Annotated in this window: 13 protein-coding genes; 10 read left to right on the forward strand and 3 right to left on the reverse strand. The window is 44.9% G+C overall.

Annotated features, from left to right (window positions below):
* The first annotated feature begins 77 nt into the window (after positions 1–77).
* Positions 78–2,441 (forward strand): sugar-binding domain-containing protein, encoded by a 2,364-nt coding sequence (locus tag OAG1_RS03210; protein ID WP_338623887.1) that lies wholly within the window; start codon positions 78–80, stop codon positions 2,439–2,441.
* Positions 2,442–2,555: 114 nt separating this feature from the next.
* Here OAG1_RS03210 and OAG1_RS03215 read toward each other — a convergent pair whose 3' ends face one another.
* Entirely contained in the window at positions 2,556–3,335 is a 780-nt protein-coding gene (locus tag OAG1_RS03215) for an IclR family transcriptional regulator (protein WP_338623890.1), read from the reverse strand.
* A 314-nt stretch (positions 3,336–3,649) separates the two neighbouring features.
* Between OAG1_RS03215 and mrcB the strand changes: the two genes are divergently transcribed.
* The 5 genes from mrcB (at position 3,650) to OAG1_RS03240 (ending at position 7,948) form a co-directional block, all read left to right on the forward strand.
* Complete coding sequence (gene mrcB / locus OAG1_RS03220) at positions 3,650–6,049, forward strand: penicillin-binding protein 1B (RefSeq protein ID WP_338623893.1); 2,400 nt, start codon at positions 3,650–3,652, stop codon at positions 6,047–6,049.
* 9 nt (positions 6,050–6,058) lie between these two features.
* Positions 6,059–6,712 (forward strand): dUTP diphosphatase, encoded by a 654-nt coding sequence (locus OAG1_RS03225; protein ID WP_338623896.1) that lies wholly within the window; start codon positions 6,059–6,061, stop codon positions 6,710–6,712.
* Positions 6,713–7,325: 613 nt separating this feature from the next.
* On the forward strand, positions 7,326–7,517 hold the full coding sequence (locus OAG1_RS03230) for a hypothetical protein (protein ID WP_016403600.1): 192 nt from the start codon (positions 7,326–7,328) through the stop codon (positions 7,515–7,517).
* A gap of 25 nt (positions 7,518–7,542) precedes the next feature.
* Positions 7,543–7,734, forward strand: a complete 192-nt coding sequence (locus OAG1_RS03235) for a hypothetical protein (protein ID WP_016403601.1) — start codon at positions 7,543–7,545, stop codon at positions 7,732–7,734.
* 19 nt (positions 7,735–7,753) lie between these two features.
* Positions 7,754–7,948, forward strand: coding sequence for a hypothetical protein (locus tag OAG1_RS03240; RefSeq protein WP_016403602.1), 195 nt, complete (start codon positions 7,754–7,756; stop codon positions 7,946–7,948).
* Positions 7,949–8,150: 202 nt separating this feature from the next.
* Here OAG1_RS03240 and OAG1_RS03245 read toward each other — a convergent pair whose 3' ends face one another.
* Positions 8,151–8,354, reverse strand: a complete 204-nt coding sequence (locus OAG1_RS03245; RefSeq protein ID WP_338623904.1) for a hypothetical protein — start codon at positions 8,352–8,354, stop codon at positions 8,151–8,153.
* Positions 8,355–8,562: 208 nt separating this feature from the next.
* Between OAG1_RS03245 and OAG1_RS03250 the strand changes: the two genes are divergently transcribed.
* Both OAG1_RS03250 and OAG1_RS03255 read left to right on the forward strand, forming a co-directional pair.
* Positions 8,563–8,934 (forward strand): YbaN family protein, encoded by a 372-nt coding sequence (locus OAG1_RS03250; protein ID WP_220719005.1) that lies wholly within the window; start codon positions 8,563–8,565, stop codon positions 8,932–8,934.
* A 57-nt stretch (positions 8,935–8,991) separates the two neighbouring features.
* Positions 8,992–9,270: a hypothetical protein gene (locus OAG1_RS03255; protein ID WP_016403553.1), complete on the forward strand. Its 279-nt coding sequence runs from the start codon at positions 8,992–8,994 to the stop codon at positions 9,268–9,270.
* A 33-nt stretch (positions 9,271–9,303) separates the two neighbouring features.
* Here the strand turns inward: OAG1_RS03255 and hemL are convergent, their stop codons facing one another.
* Entirely contained in the window at positions 9,304–10,587 is a 1,284-nt protein-coding gene (hemL, locus tag OAG1_RS03260; protein ID WP_338623909.1) for a glutamate-1-semialdehyde 2,1-aminomutase, read from the reverse strand.
* Positions 10,588–10,861: 274 nt separating this feature from the next.
* Here hemL and OAG1_RS03265 point away from each other — a divergent pair, with 274 nt between their 5' ends.
* Both OAG1_RS03265 and erpA read left to right on the forward strand, forming a co-directional pair.
* The gene (locus OAG1_RS03265) at positions 10,862–11,524 is read left to right on the forward strand and encodes a DUF6776 family protein (protein ID WP_338623911.1); all 663 of its coding nucleotides are present in this window, start codon (positions 10,862–10,864) and stop codon (positions 11,522–11,524) included.
* 110 nt (positions 11,525–11,634) lie between these two features.
* Positions 11,635–11,994 carry an iron-sulfur cluster insertion protein ErpA gene (gene erpA, locus OAG1_RS03270; RefSeq protein WP_016403550.1) on the forward strand — a complete coding sequence of 120 codons (360 nt, stop codon included), beginning with the start codon at positions 11,635–11,637 and terminating at the stop codon, positions 11,992–11,994.
* Positions 11,995–12,171: the final 177 nt, after the last annotated feature.

Genomic DNA, 12,171 nt, shown 5'->3' on the forward strand with positions numbered 1-12,171 from the left:
TTCAATTGATCTTATTGCTTGGTGAATAATATATTTATATATAAATATATTATTTCTATTTGAAGCTTGAGGGCGAAATGACTAGAGAAGTGATTGAATTGAGCGGCTGCCGTTGGCAGATGGAGCGAATGCGGCCCGGTCAAGGTATAAAAGAAGGCTTACATTTGTTACCTGCTGAGTATCAAGGTACGCACTTTAGCTGGAATTTTGCGACCGTTCCTGGCGATGTTTATACCGATCTTTGGCGTGCTAATGAAATTGCCGATCCGTATTTTGGCCGCAATATGCATCGAGCTAAATGGGTGGCCGAGTATGAGTGGTGGTACTGCCATCGTTTTGCGGTTACTGAATCGATGCAAGGTAAAAAGATTGTACTGCAGTTTGAGGGTGTAGATTACAGCTGTGATGTGTGGCTAAACGGCACGCACCTTGGGCGCCACGAAGGCATGTTTTCTGCCTTTGAGTTTGACGTAAGTGATGTGGTTAGCTTTGAAGATTGGCGTGGTGGTGCCAATATGCTGATGATTAAGCTTGATCCTCCACCTAAAAATTACCGAAATTGTGGCGGTAAAAAGGTTAACTTTTCGGGCGACTATTTCTCTGGATTAGTGCCATTTGGCATTTGGCGCCCGGTGCGAGTGGTAGCATCTGAACAGCTTAAAATATCAAGCATCCGTAGTGATGTTCGACTTGAGAATAGCAACACTGCGCTTGTTAATGCCAGCTACGAAGTTACTAATTACAGCTCGGAGCCTAAGCAAGTTACCTTGCTTTCACAGTTGTCGGGCAAAAATTGTCAAACCGAAACAATATACCAACAGTCTGTTCATCAGCTGGCTCCCGGAATAAACACTTTTAGCCACACCATCAAGGTTGAAGATGCCAAGTTATGGTGGCCTTGGGATATGGGACAGCAACACCTTTATAACTTGCAGGTGGAAGTCCAAATTGACGATACGCCCGTCGACAGCTGCGCAGAAGTGATAGGCTTACGCGAGGTTAGCATGGCGTTTAATCCGGGCTATTCGCGCGAGCAGGCCGAGTTTCCATGGACCTTTGTTATCAACGGTAAAAAGCATTTCTTACGTTCGGCTTGTTGGGGAGGCCAACCTTCATTTCTATATGGTCAAAATAGCCTAAGCAAATATGAAGACCGCTTAGCGATGGTTAAACAGGCTAACATCAACAACTTGCGTATCTTTGGTTGGCACCCACCAGAAGTACCGGATTTTTACCGCATTTGTGATGAACTAGGTATCACCGTTTGGACTAATTTTACTTTGGCGACTCAGGCTTACCCTAAAGATCCTGAGTTTATTAGTGGGGTATTACACGAGTGTATCGAAACGGTTAAGCAGCGCCGTAATCATCCGTCGCAAATCTTTTGGATGGGCGGAGAAGAGGTCTTTTTCTCAGGGGCTCACGAAGAAAGTGGTAACAAAGCTTTAATGGAGCGTATTGGCGAAGCGGTAGCAGATCACACAAATGTTCCTTACGGTTTGGCATCACCACTTAGCTCAGAATCGGCAGTGAATATGGGCTTTAAGCCGAATGAATCTATCCATGCTAACGAACACTACTATCAAGGTGGGGCAGAGTTTATGGAGGAGTATTACCCGGCCTTAGATTGCGCGATTATTCCAGAGCTAACTGCTGCTTCCGCGCCGTCTATCCCAAGCCTCAAGAAGTTTATCCCAGAAGGTGAACTGTGGCCGATGGGCCCTAGCTGGGCCTACCATTGGGCAGACATAGATATCCTTAAAAACCTAAATTTTGAAGTGTTTAATGACTACAAAATGGGCTCTTTGGAAGAGTTTGTAGAAGCCACTCAAATTGCCCAAGGGACAGTGATTCAATTTGCGCTAGAAACCTATCGCCGCCGTAAGCCAAAAATGAGCGGGGTAGCAATTTGTCACTTTATTACCCACGTGCCAGATATTAAGTGGGGAGTGGTCGATTTTTATGGTGAAAAGAAAATTAGTTTTGATTACCTACAACGAACCTACCAACCATTGTTACCAAGTTTGCAGTTTGAAAAGCGCCGTTGGCAAGCGGGTGATGTATTTTCGGCCAGTTTGTGGGTAGTGAACGATTACCAACATGCCTATCAGCAGCTAAGTTATGAGTGGCAAGTTGTCTATCAAGGGCAGGTTTGTGCCAGCAACTGTATTAACTTGGATGTGCTGGCTGACAGCTCGGCTAAATTTTCTGAGCTGGAATGGCGCTTACCGAGTGATGCTAGCGGCGAATTTGAAGTGAGATTGGTGCTAAAAAATCAACAGGGAGAAAGTTTAGCAAGCAATGCTTACCGCTTGTTAGTGGGTGACCAGCTTGCCGCCAAACAGCAAAGTTTGGCCTATTTAGCCGAGGCACAAGCGCGCCTAGATAAATATGGCCACAGTGTTTACCGTTACTGGCCAGAGATGTGGGAGTTTAAATAAGCTCGCATATGGCATGGGCTTAAATTAGCTGTTCTTAGTGAGAGAGATGTGGCTTTTTAAGCCTAAGTGACAACCACAGCGGTGAGCGTTCATCGCTGTGGTTTTAGCGAGCGACTAACAACCCAATTGCTGAGTGATCTGCTTGGCAGTCGCCTGGGCTTTGCTTATTAGCTCTGAACTTTCCGAGTGCTCATCTGTAGCAGTTGAGTTGAGCGTAGTAATGGCTAAAGAGGCGATCACTAAACCTTCTGGCTCTCCCACCAATACTGCAGATTCATATACCCCTTTTGTGAGCTCATTGGCAGCAGAATAGGTTCCGTTTTGCTTGATTAAAGCGAGTTCCTGAATGAACAGTTTGCGTTGCGCGGCTTTCATTTGCTGGTAGTGCTGGTCGCGCTCCAAGATCATTGCTTGTACATCGGGCTTACTGTTTGCCAGCAATACACGTCCAGAGGCGGTGGCGCTGGTAGGAAAAAGCGAACCTTCGGCAATATTAATCGACACTGGGTCGTGGCTTTGAGCATGCACTATCACCATGGCTTGGCTTTGATACAACATGCTTAGGTGGCAAGAGTGACCAGATGAAAAAGCTAAGTCTTCCATGTGCGGCAGGGCGCACTGGCGCATTTTATCAATTGGAGAAATGCGGCGAGACAGGTTGTAAATTTTTAACGAGGCGCGATATTTACCTGATACTTCATCTCTAATTAAGTAGCCTCTTGCTTCTAAACCAACCAATACGCGATAGATTTCGTTGGCGCCTCTAGCCAGTGCTGTGGCTATCTCGGTTTGAGATTTTGGCAATTCTTGGCTAACCATGTATTCCAAAATATCTAAGCCTTTATCTAGCGCAGGCACAGCGTATTTGTTAGTAGCAGGCGATTTCTTATCCATTCGTCGTTTAACTTTTACAACCCAAAGTTTGCCTATGTTAACAGCGAGCTGATTTAAAGAAAAATAATCGCAGCTTTAGTCGTTGAGCTGATTTTTGTTGTGTAACAGCGAGTTGTTTAAATTGCGTTGAGAGGCGCGTTTAATTAATAGCTTCGCTTTTGTTTATCCAGAAACAAGCATCTGCGCAGCATGCTTACATTTGTGCTTAAAAAATTGGGCTAGTGGGAGTATCCTAACAGCACTTTTGGCCTGCCTTTTTCTCGCACTATCTATTGCAGGCCATCCCCTAAGGTTTGATTAAGCAGTAAGGCAGTATGAGTCCCAAGAAGCCCGATAGCTCGGCCAAAAAGCCAAGCCCCAAAAAAGCCTCGGCAAAAAAGCCGGCTAGCAAAAGTAAACGTACTCCAGCTAAAAAGACCACTAAACCGCGCTCAAGCGCTAAAAAAATTACTAAGCCTTCATGGGGAAAACGCTTGTGGGGCATTAGTTGGAAGCTAGCATTAGTTGGCATTGTCATTATGGTTGCCTGGGGTGTGGTACTAGACAGCAAAATTCAGCAGCGTTTTACTGGTGACAAGTGGCAACTGCCGGCAGCGGTGTATGGCCGAGAGCTACAGCTCTATCCTGGTTTACGCCTAAGCAGAAAAGAGCTGCAAGATGAGTTGGCGTTACTAAATTATCGCAAAGTAAAACGTGCTAAACGTGGTGGTGAATATGCGGTATCGGAAACCAAAATTGAGGTAGTACGCCGCCAATTTGAGTTTGCCGATGGGGTAGAGCCCGAATTGCCGATGCTGCTCACTTTTAGCCCTTCACGTTTGGCTAAAATTCAGCACCGTGATACCGGTGAAGAGATTGCTCAAACCCGACTTGACCCAGTATTGCTTGAGCGCTTGAATGTGACAGAGCAAGAAGACCGGCTATTTGTGCCTTTAAATGATATTCCAGCAAGCTTAAAGCAGGCCTTGATACTTACCGAAGATCGCCAGTTTTATGAGCATGACGGAGTGTCACCCATGGCGATTGCTCGCGCCTTAGTGGTGAATTTGCGTGCCGGACGCACGGTACAAGGCGGCAGCACGATTACTCAACAGTTGGCTAAAAACTTCTTTTTAACGCGCGAACGTACCTTATGGCGTAAGTTGCAAGAAGCCTACATGGCGCTATTAATAGACTTTCGTTACAGCAAAGATGAGATTTTAGAGAGCTACTTTAACGAAGTGTACCTTGGGCAAAATGGTAGCAATGCGGTGCATGGTATTGGCCTCGCCAGTTATTTCTATTTTGGCCGCCCGGTGAATGATTTATCGGTGGAGCAAGTGGCTTTGTTAGTGGCCATTATTAAAGGCCCTTCATATTACGATCCATGGCGTCATGAACAGCGCGCGGTAAATCGTCGTGACTTGGTTTTACGTATATTGGCCGAAGAAGGTGAATTGTCGGCCGAGCGTTATCAGCTAGCTGTGAAAAAGCCATTAGGCTTGAGCAAGCGTGGCAGTATGGGCTATCAGAAAACGCCAGGCTTTGTATCGCTGGTTCGCCGAGAGCTGCAGCAGCATGCTAACAACTGGCGTAATTACAATGGTGTGAAGGTATTTACTACGCTGGATCCGCTATCACAACGTCATGCTCAAAGCGCCGCGCAAAATGTTTTAGAGCAGTTAGACAAGGGCGCGAAAAAGCAATTGCAAACAGCCATGGTGATTAGTGAACGCCATACGGGCGCGATCCGCGCGCTAATTGGTGGCAGAGAAAAGAATAACCAAGGGTTTAACCGGGCATTGGATGCGCGCCGCCAAATTGGCTCCTTAGTTAAACCCTTTGTCTACCTCACCGCGATAGAGCAAGGACATCAGTTAGGCGAGTTGTTGGAAAACAGCCCCTTGGCGGTGCCTTTAGATGATGGCACCAATTGGCAGCCTAATAACTACGATAAGAGCTTTAGTGAGCCTGTGATGTTAGTGCGAGCCTTGGCTGAGTCACTTAACGTACCCACGGTGCGCTTAGGCCTTGAAGTGGGAGTCGATTCGGTAGTTGATACCTTAAAGTTGGCTGGCTTGGAGGAGAATACTCGCCCTTATCCGTCGATACTTTTGGGAAGCTTAAGCCTGTCGCCATTTCAAATGGCACAGCTTTATCAAACCCTAGGTGGGGACGGTGAGTATCGCCCACTTTATGCCGTGCACCAAGTGAACGATGGGCAAGGCAACGTATTGTATAAAACTGATAATGACGCAGAGCGCCGTTGGTCTGAAATGGCCAACTTTCTCACGCTGTATGGCATGAGCCAAGTGACTCGCAGTGGCACTGCGCGCTCGCTCAAGTGGCGCATTCCCAAGGTTGATTTGGCGGGCAAAACGGGCACCACTAACGATTTACGCGACAGTTGGTATGTGGGCATAGACCAGCGAGAGATTGTTACGGTTTGGGTAGGGCGAGATGACAACAAGCCGGCAGCAGTTACCGGTTCTTCTGCGGCATTACCAGTGTATGCGGCATATCTCAAAACCTCGTACCCACAGTCGCTACGAGCCATGCAACCCGATAACCTTAGCTGGGTACATTTTGCCAAAGCGAATGGGCATCCAACTTCTGCCGGCTGTGGTGAAACAAGCTTACTGCCTGCACCTAGCAGCCAAGCTGAATTAGCCGAAGGCTGTGTGCAACAAAGTGCAACAAAGGCCAAAACGTGGCTACAAAGTTTATTTAATTAAGGATCTGGAATGTTACAAGCAAACCAAGCGCAAATTATGTTGCAGCTACAAGACAACATGAACGCCAAAGTGAACCCAGAGTGGCTAACTACTCGTTCGCCATTTTTGCGTGCGGTAGTTATTGAAGGCGCAGAAGCCATTGAGCATCACGGTTGGAAGTGGTGGAAGAAACAAGACTGCGACCTAGAACAGCTACAAATGGAGCTAGTAGATATTTGGCACTTTGTATTGTCTGAGTTACTGCTGCAATCAGATGGCGAACATGCACCCGCTCAGGCTTATATTTTCGAGAATATCGAGCAAAGCACTGTACAGTTTGATGGCAAACAGTGGCAGTTTAGCCAACTTAACTTATTAGAAAAGCTTGAATTGCTTATTGGTTTAGCTGCCGCTAAGCGCACCAGTATTGGCTTGTTCTCGGCTTTGTTGGTGGATTGTAAGATGAGCTGGCTGGATCTTTATCAGCAATACGTGAGCAAAAACGTGCTTAATTTCTTCCGCCAAGATAATGGATACAAACAAGGTACTTACCGCAAAGTGTGGGATGGCAGAGAAGATAACGAGCATTTGGTTGAGCTAATGGCTAACTTAGATGCTTCGGCATTAAGTTTTCAAAACGACTTGTATCAAGCCTTACATCAACGCTACGGCCAATCTAAATAATGTAGCATTTGCTGCAATGTGGCGCAGTTTTGCGCCACATGTGAGTGCATTCGCATTGTGCAACAACTTCTCATTCTTCTGACTTCCTTATAAAAAACTAAATTTATGCGCGCCTTCTAGATTATTTCGCTATTGGTAGGCTTTTCATTAGCTCGAAACTGGAATTTTTAGTCTAATCAAAAAAGATATCAAAATTGGCCTCGTTATTGCTCCTTAGTATTTGTGTGGTTAACAGATGAACTTCACATTCACAATTTAAGTAGTAGAGGTAAATATTATGGCTGTTTCAAGTTTTAGAGGTGCATCAGGTGCGAGTTTTTGTCCAAGTAAGTCGAGCGATAAACGAACTCGCAACAATGCTAAATAATCTTTCATTCAGTGATTGTTTAGTTGTTTAAAAGCGCTTAATAATCTTAAGCGCTTAATCTCTACCCCGCATTTAAATCTCACGTGTCTTATTTTTTCTGTATCTAACTGCTAGAAAAACCGTAACTTTTCCTTTTTCTCTCACTTTTTTCTAAAAAAATTTAAATTTCTTTGAAATAACCTAGTAGACAGCTAGGTCTTCTTGGTCATGGCTATACAGAGTTAAGCCATTACTAGGAGAAATAAAATGAAAGCCGTTATGTCAGCAATGTTAAGCGTAGTTTTTGGTTCGTTCTTAATGTTTAGCGCTGCGAGTCAGGCGGCGGTTGGTCCCCTAAATGGGGCGCAAGGAAGCACTAATATCGGTACCAGTGGAATAGACCGTCATACCTGTCAACGCGAAGCATTACGTGGCGAAGTACAGTCGCCGTTTTGTTAAGTAGATAAGTTTTAGGAGAATGATGATGAAAGCGTTAACCACCAGTTTAGTTAGTGTAGTGTTTGGTTCAGCCTTAATGTTTAGTGCAGCAAGCCAGGCTTCTTTTACCCCAGCAAATAGCGCGCAAGGTAGTGTGCAAATAGGTACTAGCGGTATCGACCGTCATACCTGTCAGCGTGAAGCGCTGCGCGGCGAAGTTCAATCGCCATTTTGTTAATAATTAGGGAAGGAGAAGAATGATGAAAGCATTAAGTTCAGCAATATTGAGTGTAGTATTTGGTTCTGCTTTGATGTTTAGTGCAGCTAGCCAAGCCTCATTTACCCCTGCAAGTAGTTTGCAGGGTAGTGTGCAAATAGGCACTAGCGGTAATGACCGCCATACCTGCCAGCGTGAAGCCTTGCGTGGCGAAGTGCAATCACCTTTTTGTTAAGCACTGAGAATATTAAAAAAGGCGATGTAGATTTACATCGCCTTTTTTAATGGGGAGTTTAATACCAATCACACCAAGTCAGTGAACAGAAATAACGCAGAAAAATACTCGAGAATAAGGCAGGATTTTTCGACAAGTTGTTATTTTACAATCAAAAATTCTAACGCAGTTATCGAGTATTTTAACCAGATAGAATGAACAGTTAGCTAGTACGATTAGCATAAGCACCTGGTCGACAGCGATCGCTAAACTGAGTTTGCTCAAAGTACTCTACAGGGAGGCTTAGTTCAGCCTGATGGTGATTTAGCTGGTTATTGCGCTTGCTGGTAAACCGATAAACGTTATTGCTAGTGCTGCTGGCAGTGTTACTTTGAAAAACAGTTTCTTTTTGGACGGCTTCAAACATGACGAACTCCTAATTAATAGTTCGCGCCCTTGGGCGCTTTAGCGGTATTTGTTAGCCGCCCGCAAGTTGGCGATTAAATCGGCGGCAGAGTTAATTTATAATTTGGCCGTCTAGATGTCTAATTTTATTTTGCTACAAGTCATAACTAACAGTTATTTATCGCGCCACAGGGTAAACTATCTGCTTACTTATTAAAGGTGCTTGTTTAATGCTAAAAGTGTTCTACCTGTTAATTGCGTGGCTAGCGGTATTGCTGGGCACGGTAGGTATTTTTTTGCCTTTGTTGCCTACTACGCCTTTCATCTTATTAGCCGCGATTCTATTTTCTAAAAGCTCTCCTCGGTTTGCTGCTTGGCTTGAGCAGCATCGCACTTTTGGTCCTTTATTAAATGATTGGCAGCAACATGGTGTGGTAAGCCTTAAAGCAAAGTGCAGTGCTACCCTTATGGTGGCTATTTCGGCGGGTTTAATGTTGTGGATGGAGGTCCCTTGGTTTGCCCGTATTGCCGCAGGTACATGCCTGTTAGCAGTGATGGTTTTTCTTTGGACTCGACCTTCAGTAAAAAACTCTTCCCGCTAAGTTATTGCTTACTATACTCATTTTGTGAATTTTAAAATCATCAATAAGAGTCTGGATATGAAAAAACATATTTGTTTGTTGTTAGGCTTTATTGCTGCTGGGGTACAAGCTGGTAATGGCACCGAAGTGGCGAATATAAATTGTAATGGCACTTGGATACGCTCGGGTACCGATAAGCTGGAGTTAATTAGTGCTTGTGGCAAGCCTGAATATGAAGAAGTAGTAAGCGGCGATAACTTCAATAAGTTAGAAGGTGTGCTCTATAACATTAAAGGCAAGAAATACGTGGTGTATCTAAAAACTGGCCAGGTGGTGAAAATTGAATGGCTAAGGTAAAGCCGCACTCTTGGGCAAGTGCGGCAATACAGCTTATTTTAACTTGGCAAAACAACGCTCTGCTGCAGCGATAGTGGTATCAATATCTGCTTCGCTGTGAGCAAAAGAAGTGAATGATGCTTCAAAAGCTGACGGGGCTAAGTAAACCCCTTCTTCCAGCATTAAGTGGAAGAACTTTTTGAAACGTTCTGCATCACAGGCGCAAGCTTGGGCGAAGTTAGTCACGCTGCTTTCTTTGGTGAAGAAGAAGCCTAGCATTGCTCCTACTTGATTAACGGTTAATGGAATGCCTTGGCGATCTGCAGCCGCTTTGAGGCCTTTGGCCAAGCGTTCGGTGATTACATTTAGGTGTTGATGAACCGCAGGATCTTTTAGGGCATTAAGTGCCGCTAAACCAGCCGCCATAGCAATAGGGTTACCCGATAAAGTACCCGCTTGATACACCGGACCAACAGGCGCTAAGTGATCCATAATTTTTTGGCTGCCACCAAAAGCGCCTACAGGCATGCCGCCGCCAATCACTTTTCCTAAACAAGTTAGGTCGGGTTTTACCCCGTAATGAGCTTGTGCTCCGCCTAATGAAACCCGAAAACCAGTCATTACTTCATCAATAATAAATACCGCTTGGTATTTATCACAAATGGCGCGTAGCCCTTGTAAGAAACCATCTACAGGAGGGATACAGTTCATGTTGCCTGCCACTGGCTCAACAATGATACAAGCAATGTCTTCTGGGTACTCGGCAAATAAAGCTTCAACCGAGGCTAAATCATTATAGGTGGCAGTAAGCGTATGTTGAGCAAAGTCGGCGGGAATACCCGGCGAGCTTGGTTGGCCAAGGGTTAATGCACCAGAGCCTGCTTTAACCAGCAATGAGTCGGCATGGCCGTGGTAGCAACCTTCAAACTTAAGAATTTTGTTACGGCCGGTGTAGCCACGAGCAAGGCGAATCGCGCTCATGGTGGCTTCGGTGCCCGAGTTAACCATGCGCACTTGGTCCATTGATGGCACCAACTCGCACACTAGATTAGCCATATCGATTTCAGCAGCGGTAGGCGCACCAAAACTCAAGCCTTTAGCGGCTGCATCAACAACAGCTTGGTGAATCGCAGGGTGGTTATGACCCAAAATCATTGGGCCCCATGAGCCCACGTAATCAATATAGCTGTTGCCATCGGCATCGTAGATGCGCGCGCTGTCGGCTCGTTCAATAAAAACCGGTGTTCCACCTACGCCATTAAAGGCACGAACTGGTGAATTAACGCCACCAGGAATAGTTTGCTGGGCTTGGCTAAAAAGTTGTTCTGAACGAGACATAAAGCATCCTTTAAAATCTGAGTCACGCGCCACAAAGGCAGTAAATTGCGCTCACTATAACAAATAATCTATAGCCAAGTAATAATGCGTAGGAGCTGCATTTGGGCGCTGGTTCAGCTTGCGGGGTGTAGCTATTTAAACTAAAGAATTGGGCAGCGTTATCGAACTCGTTTCACCGGCAGAAAGTTAGTGCTATCGCAGAGAACTAACTGTAGTTTGTTGCCGAGGGGAAATCTGGGTAAACTGTCGTCTTTTCGCGACAGGTGTATACAAAGTGGCAAAGCCAAAGTTGTTAGTTGTAAGTTTAATCGGTGCCTTGGCTTTAACCAGTGTGTATGGTTTATCGGTTGTTGTTGAAGAAAAAGATCAACTAATTAGCCAATTAAAACAGCAGCTTAGTAACTCTCTTGAAAGCCAGTCGGTATTACAACAACGTTTATCGATGGTGCGCCTAGAGCAAGACACCAGCTTGGCAGAGTTAGCTCAGTTAAAACAAAGCATTAATCAACTGACCGAGCAAAAGCTTGCCTTAACTGAAGAGCTGTTGGTGTATAGAAAAATCATGGCCCCAGAACAACAAGCTGGTGGCATGAAAATTGAGCAACTAAACATTGAACCCATGCTTAGCCCCAACTATTACCGAATGCAGGTATTGTTGATGCAAGTAGCGCGCAATAAACGCTGGTTAAGTGGGGAGCTGCAGTTAGTGGTAGTGGGTAGTCAGAACCAAGAACCAGCGCAATATAATTTGGCAGATTTACAAAGTGAGGCCTCTCCTTTAGCGTTTAAGTTCCGTTATTTTCAAGAAGTGAATACCGACATTAAGTTGCCCGAAGGCTTTAAAGCAGAGCGGGTTGAGCTTACCGCCAAAGTTAAGGGCAATAAATGGAACAAAAAAGCCGAGATTATTTACAAACAAAATTGGCCTGTAGAATAAATACTTAGCGACGGCTTAGGGCTATGGATAAACCCTCTTAGGATAATACTTGAACAAATTACTCGGGTATTAGATAATCTGCGCCAGTTAACATTTTTAAGGAATAGATTGTGTCAGAACAAGCTGTAACTGAACAAGCCGCATTTCCAATTCAATTTACCGACGCCGCAGCGTCGCGAGTAAAAGAGCTAGTTGCTGAAGAAGAGAACCCAGCGCTAATGTTGCGTGTCTATGTCACAGGCGGTGGTTGTTCTGGTTTTTCTTACGGATTTACCTTCGATGAAAAAGTAAATGAAGGTGATACCTTAGTAGAAAAACAAGGTGTATCGATGGTTGTAGATTCAATGAGTTTGCAATATCTAGTGGGTGGTATCGTAGATTTCACCTCCGGTCTAGAAGGTTCACGCTTCCTAGTGAACAACCCTAATGCTAGTACAACCTGTGGTTGTGGTTCATCATTTAGCATCTAAGCTGGTTAGCAAAACACCATACAATTGTATCTTTTTGTAAGCCACCGTCTGGTGGCTTCGTTATTTTTCATACTTAGCTAACGCTTTGTAGCAAATTTGTCAGTAGTCTTCGGCAAAGCATATAGATTGTTTGCACTAACTTGTATACTGATTCACTTACTTGAATCATCGACAGGG

It is taken from the genome of Agarivorans sp. OAG1, assembly GCF_037076485.1.
GTDB lineage: Bacteria > Pseudomonadota > Gammaproteobacteria > Enterobacterales > Celerinatantimonadaceae > Agarivorans > Agarivorans albus.